The following is a 16164-nucleotide window of genomic DNA, read 5'->3' as shown; positions in this document are numbered from 1 at the left end:
GATGCGGCAGTCGCGCTGTCGGCCGGTAGTCTGACCTAATTGCCAGTAAGGGAGGAAGCAATGACGGATCGCGTGTCGGCGGGGAATTTGCGCGTCGCTCGGGTGCTCTACGACTTCGTAAACAACGAGGCCCTGCCCGGCACCGACATCGACCAGGACAGCTTCTGGGCGGGCGTGGACAAGGTGGTCACCGACCTCACCCCGCAGAACCAGGATTTGCTGAAAACTCGCGATGATCTGCAGGCCCAGATCGACAAGTGGCATCGCCACCGGGTGATCGAGCCGTTGGACCCGCAGGCCTACCGCGAGTTCCTCACCGAGATCGGGTACCTGCTGCCGGCACCCGAGGACTTCACCATCACCACCTCCGGGGTTGACGACGAGATCACCACGACCGCCGGCCCGCAGCTGGTGGTGCCGATCCTCAACGCGCGGTTCGCCCTCAACGCTGCCAACGCCCGCTGGGGCTCGCTCTACGACGCCTTGTACGGCACCGACGTCATCTCCGAAAGCGACGGCGCCGAAAAGGGCCGGGGCTACAACAAGGTCCGTGGTGACAAGGTAATCGCCTACGCGCGCCAGTTCCTCGACGACAGCGTGCCGCTGGCGGGGGCGTCCTACACCGATGCCACCGGCTTCAAGGTGGAAGACGGACAGCTGGTGGTGTCGCTGGCGGACACGTCCGCAGCGCTGGCCGATCCCGGCCAGTTCGCCGGCTACACCGGCGCCGCCGAGAACCCAAAGTCGATCCTGCTGGCCAATCACGGGCTGCACATCGAGATCCTGATCGACCCCGAGTCGCAGATCGGTGCCACCGACGGCGCCGGCGTCAAGGACGTGATCCTGGAGTCCGCGATCACCACCATCATGGACTTCGAGGACTCGGTGGCCGCGGTCGACGCTGACGACAAGGTGCTGGGCTATCGGAACTGGCTCGGACTGAACCGGGGCGATCTGTCCGAGGACGTCACCAAGGACGACAAGACCTTCACCCGCGTGCTCAACACCGACCGCACCTACACCGCCCCGCACGGTGGTGAGCTGACCTTGCCCGGCCGCAGCCTGTTGTTCGTTCGCAACGTGGGCCATCTGATGACCAACGACGCCATCGTTTCGGACGCTGAAGGCGCCGAGGGCGCCCCGGTGTTCGAGGGCATCATGGATGCGCTGTTCACCGGCCTGATCGCCATCCACGGTCTGCGAAGCACCGATGCCAACGGGCTGCTGACCAACAGCCGCACGGGCTCCATCTACATCGTCAAGCCCAAGATGCACGGTCCCGCCGAGGTGGCGTTCACCTGTGAATTGTTCAGCCGCGTCGAGGACGTGCTGGGGTTGCCGCAGGGGACCATGAAGGTCGGCATCATGGACGAAGAGCGACGTACCACGCTCAACTTGAAGGCATGCATCAAGGCGGCCGCCGACCGGGTGGTGTTTATCAACACCGGCTTCCTGGACCGCACCGGTGATGAGATCCACACCTCGATGGAAGCCGGCCCGATGATCCGCAAGGGCGCGATGAAGAACACGGCGTGGATCAAGGCCTACGAGGACGCCAACGTCGACACCGGGCTCGCCGCCGGCTTCTCCGGTAAGGCGCAGATCGGCAAGGGCATGTGGGCGATGACCGAACTGATGGCCGACATGGTGGAGCAGAAGATCGCCCAGCCGAAGGCCGGCGCGACCACCGCGTGGGTGCCATCACCCACCGCGGCCACCCTGCACGCGATGCACTATCACAAGGTGGATGTGTTTGCGGTGCAGAAGGAGCTGCAGGGCAAGACCCGCACCAGCGTTGACGAATTGCTGACCATTCCGCTGGCCAAGGAACTGGCCTGGGCGCCCGAGGAGATCCGCGAAGAGGTCGACAACAACTGCCAGTCCATCCTCGGTTACGTGGTGCGCTGGATCGACCAGGGCGTCGGCTGTTCGAAGGTTCCCGACATCCACAACGTGGCCCTCATGGAGGACCGCGCCACCCTGCGGATTTCCAGCCAGTTGCTGGCCAACTGGCTACGGCATGGCGTGATCACCAGCGAGGATGTGCGGGCTAGCCTCGAGCGCATGGCACCGCTGGTGGACAAGCAGAACGCCGGAGATCCCGAATACCACGCGATGGCACCCAATTTCGACGACAGCATCGCATTCCTGGCGGCCCAGGATCTGATCTTGTCGGGGGCACAGCAGCCCAACGGATACACGGAGCCGATCCTGCACCGTCGTCGTCGTGAATTGAAGGCACGCGCTGGTGCCTGATTCTCGCTGGCCATCGGTCAATCTTCGACGGAGAGGACGCTGATACCGGTATGGGTAGGCACAGTTTGCCCGACCCCGAGGACTCCGCCGACGAACCGTCCGATGATCACGATGCGGAGAATCAGGATTGGGACGATGAGCTAACCGGCCAGCCTGGTGGGGGTGCGGGCTCGGCGGCCGCTGATCCGGGTGCCTTCGCGCATCCCCAGGCTGCCGATTCGGCCGGCGGCTACCCCTACCCCGGGTGGGAGCAGTCGGGTGACACCGCTGGGCATTTCGGTGATCAGGGGGCTGACGAAGACTCCGCAGACGAGGACGGCTACTGGGCCGACGAACAGGTCTTCGACGAGAGCCAGTACCTCGAACAGGACCCCTACGGCGCCGACGATCGGCATCTGGAGCTGGGGGCCGAGGAATACCCGGACTTCGGGACGCACCCGGATGGCCCCGAGCCCAGTGACCCCAAACCGGCGGCAACTCCCCCGCCGCCGCTATTTCGTGTTGCCGGCCATCGTGGATTGCGCGGCTGGCAGGGCGGCCACCGCAGCGCCGACGGGCGGCGCGGAGTCAGCGTCGGCGTGATCGTGGCCTTGGTGGCCGTCGTGGTGGTGGTCGTCGGAGTGATCGGGTGGCGCTTCTTCGGTGACGTGTTGTCCAACCGCTCGCAGACCGCCGCGGCTCGTTGTGTGGGTGGAAACGACACCGTCGCCGTCATCGCCGACCCGTCGATCGCCGATCAGGTCAACGATTTCGCCGACAGCTACAACGCATCGTCGGGACCCATTGGTGACCGGTGCGTGTCGGTGGCTGTCAAGGCCGCCGACGCCGACGCCGTCATCACCGGCTTCATTGGGAAGTGGCCATCCGAGCTGGGTGCTCAGCCCGGATTGTGGATTCCCGGCAGCTCCGTCTCGGCGGCGCGGCTGGTCCAAGCCGCGGGTAAGGAAGCCATCAGCGACAGTCGATCGTTGGTGACCTCGCCGGTGTTGTTGGCGATCCGGCCCGAGCTGCAGCAGGCGCTTGGCAACCAGAACTGGGCCGCGTTGCCCGGTCTGCAGTCGGATCCCAATTCGATGGCCGGCCTGAAATTGCCGTCTTGGGGTTCGCTGCGCCTGGCGCTGCCGGTCGGGGGTAACGGGGACGCCACCTTCCTGGCCGGTGAAGCCGTGGCGGCGGCGGCGGCCCCCGCTGATGCGCCGCCGACCGCCGGCATCGGTGCGGTGCGCACGCTGATGGCCACCCAGCCCAAGTTGGCGGACGGGTCGCTCAGCGAAGCGATGGACGCCCTGCTCAAGGCCGACGACGTGGCCGCGGCGCCGGTGCACGCGGTGATCACCACCGAGCAACAGCTGTTCTTGCGCGCACAATCGTTGTCCGACGCGAAGAAGAAGTTGAGTTCATGGTTGCCGCCCGGCCCGGTCGCGGTCGCCGACTACCCGGCGGTCCTGCTCAATGGGTCGTGGTTGTCGCAGGAGCAGACCACGGCGGCCAGCGCCTTTGCCCGGTACGTGCACAAGCCGGAACAACTCGCGAAGTTGGCGAAAGCGGGATTTCGGGTCGACGATGTCAAGCCGCCCAGCAGCCCCGTCACGAGTTTTCCGGCCTTGCCCGCTCCCCTTTCCGTTGGTGACGAGGGAATTCGCGCCACACTGGCCGATGCCGTGGCCGCACCGTCGATGGGAGTTGCCGCGACCATCATGCTTGACCAGTCGTTGTCCACCGACGACGGCGGCAAGACTCGCCTAGCCAATATCGTTGCGGCGCTGCAGAACCGAATCAAGACGCTGCCGCCCACCTCGGCTGTTGGGTTGTGGACGTTTGACGGGCGCGAGGGCCGAACCGAGGTGCCCACCGGGCCACTCGCCGACCCGGTAAACGGGCAGCCCCGCTCGGCGGCGCTCAACGCCGCGCTGGACAAGCAATATTCGTCAAACGGTGGCGCGGTGTCGTTCACCACGCTGCGGATGATCTATGAGGACGTGCAGGCGCATTTCCGTGCCGACCAGGCCAACTCGATCTTGGTGATCACCGGGGGACCCCACACCGACCAAAGCCTCGATGGCCCTGGCCTGGAGAATTTCATCCGGACCAGCGCGGACCCGGCCAAGCCAATCGCGGTCAACGTCATCGACTTTGGTGCCGATCCGGACCGCAAGACGTGGGAAGCCGTTGCTCAGCTCAGCGGTGGTAGCTACCAGAACCTGGCGACCTCGACGGGCCCGAACCTGGCCGCCGCGGTCGACACCTTCTTGAGCTGACCCGGCTACCCGCGCGGATCGATACGGGCCTAGCCGACCAGCAGATCGAGTGCGGCTTGCGTATACGCTTTGGGATCCTCCACCTGCGGGTAGTGGCCCAGACCGGGTAATTCGATGACCCCGGCGTTCGGGCGCAGTTCACGCAACCCATTGAGCACGTTCGTTGTGGCCACCGGGTCATCGAGGCCCCAGACGAACCCCAGCGGTTTGGGCCAGTCCCGTACCGCGTTGTGCCAGCGCTGCGCGTACCGCTCCCGCTCTTCGAGGTAGCTGATCAGAAGATGCGCGATGCGATGACCGTTGTTGTGCGTCAACAGTTCCCACTGCGCCTCAGCTTCTTGGGCAGACAACGGGTGCTGCGCCGAAAACAGTTTGCCGAAACCCCGCGTGAACCCGCCCCGGTTGACCAAACGAGCCGCGATCGGCCCCAGCGGACCACGCAACACCTTCTGAATGGGACGTAGGCTGGCGCGTTCGAGGATCACGCTGCCGTTGCTGAGGACCACGCGTTGCAGCTCGAATGGGAGCCGGCCCTCGAGGTCGCGGGCAAGCAACTCGGTCGTCACCGAGGTACCCATGTCATGAGCCAGCACCACCACCGGTCCGGTGACGTTCTGGGCTACTACGTTTTGCACCAAATCGGCCTGTTCCAGCAGGCTGTAGCGGTGCGGACGGGGCTTGTCCGACAGACCGAAACCAAGAAAGTCCATGGTCAGCCAGGCCTGACCCGCCAGGTACGGAATCACCGACCGGAAGTCGAACGAACTGGATGGGAATCCGTGCAGGAGCAGGACCGTGGGCGCAATGCCCTCACCAGATCGCACGAACACCTTCCCCGCAGCCGTGTTTATCCAGCCGCCACCCGCACGCCAGTCGCTAACACTCGGTGATGTCACCCTTCGGGCATACCATCGTGAGCACCACGACAGGAGGGTAACGAGGGTAATGGGCCGGCAATTCACTCCGGATTTCACTCCGGATCCGAAGTTGTACCCATTCGCATCGCGCTGGTTCGACAGCTCCCGGGGGCGCCTGCATTACATCGACGAGGGCGACGGCCCGCCAATCCTGCTATGTCACGGCAACCCGACCTGGAGTTTCCTGTACCGCCACATCATCGTGGCGCTGCGGGATCACTTCCGCTGTATCGCTCCGGACTACCTCGGTTTCGGCCTGTCCGAGCATCCCGGCACGTTCGGGTACAAGGTCGACGAGCATGCGCAGGTGGTTGGCGAGTTCGTCGACCACCTGGGTCTGGACAACTACTTGACCATGGGCCAGGACTGGGGCGGACCGATCAGCATGGCGGTCGCGGTCGAGCGCGCCGAACGGGTGCGCGGAATCGTGTTGGGCAATACCTGGTTCTGGCCGGCCGACACGCTGACGATGAAGGCGTTCAGCACAGTGATGTCCAGCCTTCCCATGCAGTACGCGATCTTGCACCACAATTTCTTCGTGGAACGGCTGATTCCGGCCGGAACGACCCATCGCCCGAGTAGCGCGGTCATGGAGCACTACCGTGGCGTGCAACCAACCGCGTCAGCACGTGTGGGTGTCGCGGAGATGCCCAAGCAGATCCTGGCCGCGCGTCCATTGCTGGCCAGGCTTGCCAGCGAGGTGCCGGCACAGCTGGGTACCAAACCCGCCCTGCTGGTATGGGGTATGAAGGACTTCGCATTCCGGCCCGAGCCGATGCTTGCGCGGATGCGCGCGGTGTTCGCCGATCATGTCCTGGTCGAACTGCCCGAGGCCAAGCATTTCATCCAGGAGGATGCCCCCGACGAGATCGCCGCGGCAATCATCGCGCGGTTCGGCTGACCTGTGGGCCTAAACCCCGGCGGTGCGCCGGGGCTGCCCCGAGGCGTGCCTCCAATTGTTCCGGACATGATGAATTCCACCTGCAATTTTATGGCTATTGTGGTGAATTAAATGCGCCAAGTGTAAATGTTCTCTAATATCGTCAATTCATCACAGCGCGAATTGCTAATGTTGCGATAAGTCGAATCAGTTACGGTGAATTGCGCGCCCTGAACAGGGTGTTTGTCCTACTGAAATGCGACATTGTTCCGTCGAATCGATGTTTGAGAGGAAAGCATAATGTCGTTTGTGGTGGCCGCTCCCGAAATGGTGCAAGCGGCGGCGTCAGATATAGCAAGCATCGGCTCGACGATCAACATGGCGAATGTGGCGGCAACCGCGCCCACCACTGCGGTGTTAGCGGCCGGTGCGGATGAGGTGTCCGCGGTCATCGCCGCCTTGTTCGCCGCGCACGGCCAGGCCTACCAAATCTTGAGCGCTCAGGCGGCCCAATTTCATGACCAGTTCGTTGCGGCGATGACCTCGGCCGCGGGGGCCTACTCGGGCGCCGAAGCCGCCAACGTCTCGCCGCTGCAATCGCTGCTTGACGCGGCCAACGGGGAGACGATGGCGATGTTGGGGCGCCCGCTGATCGGCAATGGAGCCGACGGGGCACCGGGCCAGGCCGGTGCGGACGGTGGCTTGTTGTTCGGCAACGGCGGCAACGGCGGCAGCGGGCTGGCCGGCCAGGCGGGTGGGGTCGGTGGGGCCGCCGGCCTGATCGGCAACGGCGGCAATGGCGGCGCCGGCGGTTCGGGGTCGAACGGATTGGCCGGCGGCAGCGGCGGCGCCGGTGGGTGGCTGATCGGCAACGGCGGCAATGGCGGCGTCGGTGGGATCGGCTCGGCGGCCGTCGGTAACGGCGGGTCCGGGGGTGCCGGCGGGGCGGCCGTCGGGCTGTTCGGAAACGGGGGCATCGGCGGGGCCGGCGGGGGCGCCGAAGGACTCAACGGCGGCGCCGGCGGCGTGGGCGGCATCGGTGGAAAACTATGCGGCGACGGCGGGGCCGGCGGGATCGGCGGGATGGGCGCCGCCGACCCGAGCGCGGCGGGCGGCGCCGGCGGCGCCGGTGGATCCGCTGTCGGGTGGTTCGGCGATGGCGGGGCGGGCGGCGCCGGCGGCCCTGTGGTGCCCACGGCGGCCCTGGGCGGGTTGGGCGGGGCCGGTGGTGCCGGCGGCAATGGCGGACAACTGTGGGGCGACGGCGGGGCCGGCGGGCTCGGTGCGTTCGGTCAGCACGGCGGCGGGGCCGGCGGTGCCGGGGGCAATGCCGGAATGGTCGGCAACGGTGGCGACGGCGGCACCGCTCTCGGTCTCGCCCACGGCGGCGACGGGGGCACCGGCGGGACGCTGATCGGTAACGGCGGTGCGGGCGGCGGCGCGACGATGTCAGACGCCGGGGACGGCGGTGATGCGGTCGGCCTGATCGGCAGCGGCGGGGCCGGTGGCATCGGTGGGGCCGCCCTGGCTGGCGGCACCGGTGGGACTGGCGGGGATGGCGGCCATGGCGCCAAGCTGCTGGGCAACGGCGGTGCCGGCGGGGCCGGCGGAGCGGCCGGGGGCGGACTCGGCAACGGCGGCAACGGTGGAAACGGCGGCGAGGCCGCGCTCATCGGCAACGGTGGTGCTGGTGGTGACGCGGGCACGTCCGGGAGCAGTCGCAACTTCGGGGACGGCGGCAACGGCGGCGATGCACAGTTGATCGGCAACGGCGGCAACGGCGGGCGCGGCGGTGTCAATGGAACCGGGGGCACCGGCGGCACCGGCGGGACGGTGGCCGGGGCAAACGGGACCGACGGGCCCTAGCCGGAAACCCGCGGCCGACCGGGTCGGCCCTAGGCGAAAGCCTCCACCGGCGGGCAGGAGCAGACCAGGTTGCGGTCGCCATAGGCGCCGTCGATACGGCGCGCCGCCGGCCAGACTTTCGGCCGAAACGCGGTGCCGAGCGGGTAGGCCGCTTCCTCGCGGGTGTACGGGTGGTCCCACTCGCCCACCAGCAAACACTGCGCCGTGTGTGGCGCGCCCCGTAGCGGATTGTCGTCAACGGGCCACTGTCCGGACCCGACCCGGTCGATCTCGGCGCGGATGCTGATCATCGCGTCGCAGAACGCGTCGACCTCGGCCAGGCTCTCGCTTTCGGTCGGCTCCACCATCAGCGTGCCGGCCACCGGGAAGCTCATGGTAGGTGCGTGAAATCCATAGTCTGCCAACCGCTTTGCGACATCGTCGACAGTCACTCCGGTTGCCTTGGTGATGCCGCGCAGGTCCAGGATGCACTCGTGGGCGACCATGCCGTTCTCGCCGGTGTAGAGCACCGGGAAATACTCGTCCAGACGCCGCGCGATGTAGTTGGCCGAGGCGATCGCGGTCAGCGACGCCGCGCGCAGACCGTCGGCGCCCATCATGCGGATGTAGGCCCAGGTGATGGGCAGGATCGAGGCAGACCCGTAGGGCGCCGCCGACACCGGATCCCCTTGGGGTAGTTCCGGCGCGAACGGATGGCCCGGCAGAAACGGAGCCAGATGCGACCGCACCGCCACCGGACCCACTCCCGGACCACCGCCCCCGTGCGGGATGCAGAAGGTCTTGTGCAGGTTCAGGTGGCTGACATCGCCGCCGAATTTGCCCGGTCGGGCCAGGCCCACCAGCGCGTTGAGGTTGGCGCCGTCGACGTACACCTGGCCGCCGGCGTCGTGCACCGCCGCACAGATGTCGGCAATGTCGTGCTCGTAAACGCCGTGCGTGGAGGGGTAGGTGATCATCAGCGCCGCCAACCGGTCGGCGTGGTCGCCGACCTTGGCACGCAGATCGTCGAGGTCGACATCGCCGTTGTCGTGGCAACCCACCACGACAACCCGCATCCCGGCCAGGGCGGCCGAAGCCGCATTGGTGCCGTGTGCGCTGGACGGGATCAGGCAGATATCGCGGTGCGGCTCCCCCCGGCTGGCGTGGTATTCGTGGATGGCCAATAGGCCGGAGTACTCCCCCTGTGAGCCCGCGTTGGGCTGCAAGGAGACCTCGTCGTAGCCGGTGATGGCCGCCAACCAGCCCTGCAGCTCAGTGATGAGCCGACGCAGGCCCGGGGTATCCGAGGCCGGGGCAAACGGATGCTGACGTCCGAGCTCAGGCCAGGTAATCGACTCCATCTCGGTTGCGGCATTGAGCTTCATCGTGCATGAGCCGAGCGGAATCATGCTGCGGTCCAGCGCAATATCTTTGTCCGCGAGTTCGCGCAGGTAGCGCATCATCGAAGTCTCGGTGCGGTAATTGGTGAATGCGGGATGGGTCAAGAACTCTGAGGTGCGCGTCGCGATCTCGGCGCGTGCTGCCTTGGCGGCCGACACCCCGAACGCGTCCAGGACCGCGGTCACGTGCGCGGCGGTGGTTACCTCGTCGCAGGCCACCGACACGTGGTCAGCGTCGACGCGCCATAGGTTGACTCCGCTCGCCTTGGCCGCGGCCACCACCTCATCGGCACGGTCGGGTACCCGCGCCAGCACGGTGTCGAAGAACGTGTCGTGCACCAGCGCGTCGCCCAGCGCACCGGCGATGGTCTCGGCATGCCCGTGCACCCGCCGGGCGATGCCGGTCAGCCCATCGGCGCCGTGATAGCTCGCATACATTGCGGCCATCACCGCCAGCAGCACCTGAGCGGTACAGATATTGCTGGTCGCCTTGTCGCGGCGAATGTGCTGCTCGCGGGTCTGCAGCGCGAGACGATAGGCCGGGTTGCCGTCACTGTCGACCGATACGCCGACCAACCGGCCGGGCAACTGCCGGGCGTGCTTGGCGTGCACCGACAGATATCCGGCGTGCGGGCCGCCGAATCCCATTGGAACCCCGAAACGTTGGGTGGTGCCGAACGCGATGTCAGCACCGATCTCGCCGGGCGGCGTGAGAAGTGTCAGCGCCAACAGATCGGCGCCGATGGACACCAGCGCGCCGCGGTCATGGGCCTGCTGGATCAGGGCGGTCCAGTCGGTGATGCGCCCACTCGCCCCGGGCAGCTGGGCGATCACCCCGAAGAATTCGCCGTCGGGCAACCCGTCGCGCAGGTCGGTGGTGACGATCTCGATACCCAACGGCTTGGCGCGCGTGGCCAGCACTGCGGCGGTTTGGGTAAACAGGTCGGCGTCCACCGCGAGACGCTTGGTGGAACTGCGCGTTGCACGGTGCATGAGCGTCATGGCTTCCGCCGCCGCGGTGCCCTCGTCGAGCATCGAAGCATTCGCGATCTCGAGGCCGGTGAGATCGGTGACCATCGTCTGAAAGTTGAGCAACGCCTCGAGCCGCCCCTGGCTGATCTCGGGCTGGTACGGCGTGTAGGCGGTGTACCAGGCCGGGTTCTCCATGATGTTGCGTAACAGAACCTGCGGCGTGAATGTGTCGTAGTAGCCCTGTCCGATCATCGACACGGCCGTGGTGTTGGTGTCAGCCAGCGCACGTAGCTCGGCCAGGGCCTCGGCCTCGCTGGCGGCCGGCGGCAGCTGATCTAGGCCCGGCGCGCGGCCGCTGTCGGTGGGCGTATCGAAAATCCGCGTCGGCACCGCCTTGGCGGCCAAGTCGTCGAGCGAGTCGACGCCGATCACCGCAAGCATGGTCGCGATGGCCTGGTTGTCCAGCCCGATGTGGCGGTCTGCGAAGGTCGACTCGAACATGGAGTGGTCGGACACGGTGACTCCTGACTGGGCAGCGGACGGGCCTTACCCAAGGCCACGTGCGGGCAGAGGACTAGCGGGCCCTCTCCCTCTGTCTTCACCCGTGCACCAGGCGCCTGAGAGATTCAGCGCCCAGCCCAAGCGGGCGCCTTTCCCCATCGGCGGGCGAGGACCGCTACGGGTCACCACCGCTTTCCAGAGGCATCGTCATCCAGCGCGGTCCGGGGGCCTGAGAGATTGACGGAGAGGTGTTGCTCCTTCGGCGTCCGTAGCTGGCGGCCACAGAACTCTCCCGCACGAGAACGATGCGTCGCCCAGTTTACTCGGCCAGCCGCAGCGACGGCGCGCTGCACGCCGATGCGTGGTGCCGAAGGCGGTCAGCCGATCTTGCGGTCTCGATGCTTGCGGCGGGACGCCAACTCGTCTTCAGGGGCGGCAATGGATTCTCCGCCGTCGGCCCGCTCGCCGTGGAAGTCGGCGATGACTCCGGTCAGCTCCCGCATCGCGCCCGAAACCGCGATGCCGAACACACCCTGGCCGCCTTGCAGCAGGTCTACGACCTCCTCGGCCGACGTGCACTCATAGACGGTTGTCCCGTCGGAGAACAGGGTGATGTTGGCCAGATCCTGGACCCCGCGCTGACGCAGGTGATCGACCGCAACCCGGATGTTGTGCAGCGAGATGCCGGTGTCGAGCAATCGCTTTACGATCTTGAGCACCAGAATGTCTTTGAAGGAGTACAGGCGCTGACTGCCCGATCCTGCCGCGCCGCGGATCGAGGGCACAACCAACGAGGTGCGTGCCCAGTAGTCGAGTTGGCGGTAGGTGATACCCGCAATCTGACAAGCGCTTGGACCGCGGTAGCCGACCAGCTCGTCGGGTACCGAATCGTCGGGGAACAGTCCCTGCTGCACGGGTTCGCCTGCTGCAGAGCCATCGTAAGAACCGTTGGTCCCAGCGGTTGGGTTGGCTGCAAGATCCAGCTGTTCTTGACGTGGCTGGTCGCTCACGGTGTTTCCTCTCGCCGATCGCGCTGTTGTGTCACTAGCTGCGTCACTGGCTGCCTCGGCAACCACGTTTGCTCAGGGCCGAGTGCTGAAGAGCATACGCTGTTGGACCGTTGCGGTCCGCGGGTTGATCATCAAGTCGCCTTCAAAGTATGGACGCTGCGCGGGCCCGTGAGCGCCATCCCCTAGGCGTGTCGAGATGGCATGTTGCGAGATGAGACGGATCCGTGACGTTGTTGATCCTCCCTCACGATTGCTTTTTTCCTGCACCTTTGTTGGGTCAGGTGGCCTTGAAGTCGTCGGGCGAAACGCTGTCGAGAAACTCTTTGAATTTCTCGACCTCGTCCTCTCGAACGGCGCTTCCGGCCTCCTCGTCACCCTCGTCGGGTATCAACAGGCCGGCCTGGGCCAGCACCGCCTCCTCGACATAAATCGGAACACCGACGCGCAGCGCAATCGCCACCGAGTCGGAGGGGCGAGCCGAGACCGTGATGTTGCGGTCGAAGATCAAATCCGCATAGAACGTGCCCTCTTGCAGATCGACGATGCGCACTTCCTTGAGGGAATGCCCGAGCGCGGCAATGAGATCCCTGATCAAGTCGTGCGTCAACGGCCGGGGCGGCTCCACGCCTTGTTGCTCAAGCGCGATGGCAGCGGCCTCGGACTGGCCGATCCAAATCGGTAGGTACCGGTCACCGTCGGCTTCGCGCAGCAACAGCACCGGCTGGTTCTGCGGTTGCTCGACGCGAATGCCGACAACACGAACTTCACCCATCTGTGTCTGCCCTCCACACATCCCGCCGTGACCGACCATTGCTCAGCGTGACGACGCGGTGAACACCCATCCCATTGCCACTGTCTGCCATTGTCGGGCCTTTGTCGCCGAACACCGAGCTGTCGAGGAAAGTCTAATCCTCAGCGGTGCAGAACGTCGCGTACAGCGGATTTGATTAACGAGGTGTGCAAGGTGATCGCCAGTGCGGCCACCTCACGCGCCAAGTCGTCGGCACGGTCGCGCGCGCCGGCCTTGTCGGCCTTGACCAACGGCCCGGCGATCTGTGCGATCAGGTCCGACTGCCGGTCGGCCGCCGAGCGGAAAGCGCGCAGGTGCCGTGGCTCCACGCCGTATTCCGACAGCGCACGGGCGCACTGCAGGATTACCACGGCGTGTTCGTCGAAAAACCCACCCGGCCCGGTTGTGATCACGCCAGCCTTCAACACCGCACTGAGCAGTTCGTCGTCGACGCCCGAGCGCTCGATCAGGTCTTCGCGACTGAGCCGAACTCGCGCCGGCGCGACCGCCCCGGTGTCAGATCCCCCGTCAGGTCCGGCGGTGCCGGCACTGTTACCCGCCACCGACACCAATTTCGGTACCCCGTAAGGGGATCCAATCGCCGGCAACTGGCCGTCGGGCTGGGCGTCCAGCTCCGACCTGATTACTTTGAGCGGTAGGTAATGATCACGCTGAGCGGTGAGTATGAAGCGCAGCCGCGCACAGTCGTACGCGGTGAACCTCCGATACCCCGATGCCGCGCGCTGCGGCGTCACCAGCCCTTCGGCCTCCAGGAAACGGATCTTGGAGATGGTGACATCTGGGAAGTCCGGTCGGAGCAGTTCCAACACCGCCCCGATGGACATCCCGGCGAGCGCGGGGCTATCGGGCGCGCTCACTGGCCTCCGGTGCCCCCGTCGTCGTCACCTTGCTTGGGGCCGGTCAGGAAGACCAGGCGGAACTTGCCGATTTGAACCTCGTCGCCGTTTGCCAACACGGCCGAATCAACCGGCTCCCGGTTGACGTAGGTGCCGTTGAGGCTCCCGACGTCCACGACGCTGAACTCGTTGCCTTCCAAGCGGAATTCGGCGTGACGACGGCTCACCGTTACGTCATCGAGGAAGATGTCGCTGTCGGGATGCCGACCAGCCGAGGTGATGGGTTGATCGAGCAGGAAGCGCGACCCGGCGTTGGGCCCCCGCTTCACGACCAGCAACGCCGAGCCGGCCGGCAGTCCCTCTACCCCTGAAACTGAGCTTTCGGTGCCCGACTGGGTGGGGGCGTCCAGTTCGTTGAGGAAGTCAGCGCGGAAGACCGATGTCGTCTCCACGGTAACTTCGTCAGAAGTCTGGTCCCTATCTCTTGCTGCGTCCATGTCCGTCACCCGCTGCTCCTCACTGGCCGCTATCGCCTTGACCGCCGAGCCGGTCCACCGGCTTCTCCCTCGGATATACCGCTTGAACTACCTTTTACTGCCTTCAAACGCTTCCAACGCTGATCTATCGACCGTACCGCGCGAGGGTCCGCCCCGCGGCGGCGACGTGCCCGCCACTGCGGATCGTATGCCCGAAAGGCTGGTTCCTCATAGGTCAGTCACGGGTCCAACGCACCCCCAACGCTGGCAGGGACCTTAGCAACCGATCATTCGGTCACCGTGTCGCGGTAGGTCTGGGCGTCAAGCAAAGCCGCCAACGCCGATTCCAGCGCGGCGACGTCGGAACCCTCGACCTGCACGTCCAGCAACCAGCCGGTGCCATACGGATCGGTGTTCACCAGCTGTGGCGTCGCTTCCAGATCAGCGTTCACCGCGGCCACCTTGCCCGAGATCGGGGCAAACAGATCAGACACCGACTTGGTCGATTCGACCTCGCCGAAGGTCTCCCCGGCGGTCACTTCGGCACCCACGTCGGGCAGCTGCACGAAGACCACATCACCGAGCGCAGACTGCGCGAAGTCGGTGATCCCGACCCGCACGGTGTCCTCCGCGGTCCGGCGAATCCACTCGTGCTCGGCGGTGTAGTGCAGGTCGGCGGGGATATCGCTCACGGTAATCCTGTTCTGGTCGGTTTTCGGTGTTAGTTCATTTGACGGGCTGAGCGTATTGGTGAGGTTTTGGTTGCCGCAAGGCGGTCACGTCTACGCGGTCGGACTGCTGTACCGACATCCGCCCGCCGACACGTTTGATGCTGTCCTCTGCGCCACCCGGAATGTTCATCGCCGCGGCCAGTGTAGGTGGATCACCAATCGCCAGAATCGAATACGGCGGTGAGAGGTTCTTGTTGTCGATTGTCAACGCACCGGGAGCACCAACGACCCAGGTATCCACACCGACCCGAACCGACTGCTGAGCGTCACTGACTTGGATCGCCTCGGCTCCGGCGGCACGCAATTCGTTGATCACATCGAGCATCGCTTCCGGCGCCACCCCCGGCCCCGGATCGTCGATTCGCACCGTGACCCCGGGCCCGGTGGCGCCCACCGCACCGACCAGGATGGACAACGCGGCCAGCCTGGCCTGAGCGCTCTCGATCGCGGTCTGGTCGTTGTTACCGGAAGCCTCCAGCGCGTTGAGAGTGTTCTGCAGGTCGGTCACTTCGGCATTGAGCGTTCCCTCGCGTTGCCGCAGCGAGTCCAGCAACACCAATAGGTCCGCGGGCCGGGCCGTTTCCAGCGAGTCGCCGGACTCGGTCTGGCGCACCTGGGTCACGATGGCCACCCCCAAAACCAGGCACAACAGGATCGCCAGCGCCCCAAACAACAACCGGGAACGGCCGCGGCGCGCGCCGGTGGAATCTTGAGTCTCGCGCGGTCCACGGTCGGGCCGGGAACGGTCGGCAGGCATCTCGTGACGACCGTGCTTGGCGGTTGCGTGACTTTTCGGGGTCGTCTTGGAGTGACCGTGTTGGGTTGCCGTGCCACGGTTTTCGTCACGGCTTTCGTCGCCGCCGGCGGCGCAACGATCCTGACTCACAGTGACCTCATCTCCGTATCTCCGTCATGCTCCGAACAGCCGGCGCCGCAGCGCCGCCGCGTTGCCGAAGATGCGAATTCCCAGCACGACGATGATCGCGGTGGACAACTGCGTCCCAACGCCCAATTGATCGCCCACATAGACGATCAGGGCGGCTACCAAGACGTTGAACACGAACGACACCACGAAGACCTTTGGGTCGAAGATTCGCTCGAGATAGGCGCGAAGTCCGCCGAACACCGCGTCGAGCGCGGCCACCACCGCGATCGGCAGATACGGCTGGATGGCCTCGGGCACGCTGGGGTGGAAAACCAGGCCCAGCACGATGCCCACGGCAAGTGCCGCAATTCCGATCATGCTGGCTGATTTCCCGTCGGCTTCTCTC

At 65.8% G+C, this 16164-nt stretch carries 13 protein-coding genes and 2 riboswitches; of the genes, 4 read left to right on the top strand and 9 right to left on the bottom strand.

Annotation, left to right across the window (positions count from 1 at the left end):
* Positions 1-60 precede the first annotated feature (60 nt).
* Complete coding sequence (locus CCUG20998_RS13110) at positions 61-2256, top strand: malate synthase G (protein WP_020728966.1); 2196 nt, start codon at positions 61-63, stop codon at positions 2254-2256.
* A 50-nt stretch (positions 2257-2306) separates the two neighbouring features.
* Positions 2307-4514, top strand: coding sequence for a substrate-binding domain-containing protein (locus tag CCUG20998_RS13105; protein ID WP_036455659.1), 2208 nt, complete (start codon positions 2307-2309; stop codon positions 4512-4514).
* 29 nt (positions 4515-4543) lie between these two features.
* On the opposite strand, the gene CCUG20998_RS13100 is transcribed toward CCUG20998_RS13105, so the two are convergent.
* Positions 4544-5410 carry an alpha/beta fold hydrolase gene (locus CCUG20998_RS13100; RefSeq protein WP_099052640.1) on the bottom strand — a complete coding sequence of 289 codons (867 nt, stop codon included), beginning with the start codon at positions 5408-5410 and terminating at the stop codon, positions 4544-4546.
* 49 nt (positions 5411-5459) lie between these two features.
* Here CCUG20998_RS13100 and CCUG20998_RS13095 point away from each other — a divergent pair, with 49 nt between their 5' ends.
* Complete coding sequence (locus CCUG20998_RS13095) at positions 5460-6332, top strand: haloalkane dehalogenase (RefSeq protein ID WP_012394424.1); 873 nt, start codon at positions 5460-5462, stop codon at positions 6330-6332.
* A 279-nt stretch (positions 6333-6611) separates the two neighbouring features.
* Positions 6612-8177: a PE family protein gene (locus CCUG20998_RS13090; RefSeq protein WP_050674535.1), complete on the top strand. Its 1566-nt coding sequence runs from the start codon at positions 6612-6614 to the stop codon at positions 8175-8177.
* Between the two features lie 29 nt (positions 8178-8206).
* Here CCUG20998_RS13090 and gcvP read toward each other — a convergent pair whose 3' ends face one another.
* The 8 genes from gcvP to CCUG20998_RS13050 form a co-directional block, all read right to left on the bottom strand.
* The gene (gene gcvP, locus CCUG20998_RS13085) at positions 8207-11044 is read right to left on the bottom strand and encodes an aminomethyl-transferring glycine dehydrogenase (protein ID WP_020728961.1); all 2838 of its coding nucleotides are present in this window, start codon (positions 11042-11044) and stop codon (positions 8207-8209) included.
* 66 nt (positions 11045-11110) lie between these two features.
* Positions 11111-11236, bottom strand: a riboswitch (glycine riboswitch).
* Positions 11237-11334: riboswitch (glycine riboswitch) on the bottom strand.
* Positions 11335-11406: 72 nt separating this feature from the next.
* On the bottom strand, positions 11407-12039 hold the full coding sequence (locus tag CCUG20998_RS13080; protein WP_020725258.1) for a MerR family transcriptional regulator: 633 nt from the start codon (positions 12037-12039) through the stop codon (positions 11407-11409).
* A gap of 277 nt (positions 12040-12316) precedes the next feature.
* Positions 12317-12811 carry a bifunctional nuclease family protein gene (locus tag CCUG20998_RS13075; protein ID WP_012394420.1) on the bottom strand — a complete coding sequence of 165 codons (495 nt, stop codon included), beginning with the start codon at positions 12809-12811 and terminating at the stop codon, positions 12317-12319.
* A 140-nt stretch (positions 12812-12951) separates the two neighbouring features.
* Positions 12952-13707 carry a transcriptional regulator FtsR gene (gene ftsR / locus CCUG20998_RS13070; protein ID WP_012394419.1) on the bottom strand — a complete coding sequence of 252 codons (756 nt, stop codon included), beginning with the start codon at positions 13705-13707 and terminating at the stop codon, positions 12952-12954.
* On the bottom strand, positions 13704-14183 hold the full coding sequence (gene garA / locus CCUG20998_RS13065) for a glycogen accumulation regulator GarA (RefSeq protein WP_373122703.1): 480 nt from the start codon (positions 14181-14183) through the stop codon (positions 13704-13706). Before garA ends, ftsR begins: the two co-directional genes overlap by 4 nt.
* 266 nt (positions 14184-14449) lie before the next feature.
* Positions 14450-14854 (bottom strand): glycine cleavage system protein GcvH, encoded by a 405-nt coding sequence (gcvH, locus tag CCUG20998_RS13060; protein WP_020728959.1) that lies wholly within the window; start codon positions 14852-14854, stop codon positions 14450-14452.
* A gap of 34 nt (positions 14855-14888) precedes the next feature.
* Positions 14889-15779, bottom strand: coding sequence for a DUF881 domain-containing protein (locus tag CCUG20998_RS13055; RefSeq protein ID WP_020725256.1), 891 nt, complete (start codon positions 15777-15779; stop codon positions 14889-14891).
* Positions 15780-15803: 24 nt separating this feature from the next.
* On the bottom strand, positions 15804-16136 hold the full coding sequence (locus CCUG20998_RS13050; RefSeq protein WP_012394415.1) for a small basic family protein: 333 nt from the start codon (positions 16134-16136) through the stop codon (positions 15804-15806).
* Between the last annotated feature and the right edge of the window lie 28 nt (positions 16137-16164).

It is taken from the genome of Mycobacterium marinum (genome assembly GCF_003391395.1).
GTDB lineage: Bacteria > Actinomycetota > Actinomycetes > Mycobacteriales > Mycobacteriaceae > Mycobacterium > Mycobacterium marinum.
The sequence above is the reverse complement of the archived record's forward strand: the minus strand, read 5'-3'. Positions and strand labels throughout refer to the sequence as shown.

What these genes read in the sequence shown, in the direction of transcription:
- CCUG20998_RS13110 (WP_020728966.1), top strand. Translation starts at nt 61, where the DNA reads ATGACGGATCGCGTGTCGGCGGGGAATTTGCGCGTCGCTCGGGTGCTC.
- CCUG20998_RS13105 (WP_036455659.1), top strand. Translation starts at nt 2,307, where the DNA reads ATGGGTAGGCACAGTTTGCCCGACCCCGAGGACTCCGCCGACGAACCG.
- CCUG20998_RS13095 (WP_012394424.1), top strand. Translation starts at nt 5,460, where the DNA reads ATGGGCCGGCAATTCACTCCGGATTTCACTCCGGATCCGAAGTTGTAC.
- CCUG20998_RS13090 (WP_050674535.1), top strand. Translation starts at nt 6,612, where the DNA reads ATGTCGTTTGTGGTGGCCGCTCCCGAAATGGTGCAAGCGGCGGCGTCA.
- CCUG20998_RS13075 (WP_012394420.1), bottom strand. Translation starts at nt 12,811, where the DNA reads ATGGGTGAAGTTCGTGTTGTCGGCATTCGCGTCGAGCAACCGCAGAAC.
- garA (WP_373122703.1), bottom strand. Translation starts at nt 14,183, where the DNA reads ATGGACGCAGCAAGAGATAGGGACCAGACTTCTGACGAAGTTACCGTG.
- CCUG20998_RS13050 (WP_012394415.1), bottom strand. Translation starts at nt 16,136, where the DNA reads ATGATCGGAATTGCGGCACTTGCCGTGGGCATCGTGCTGGGCCTGGTT.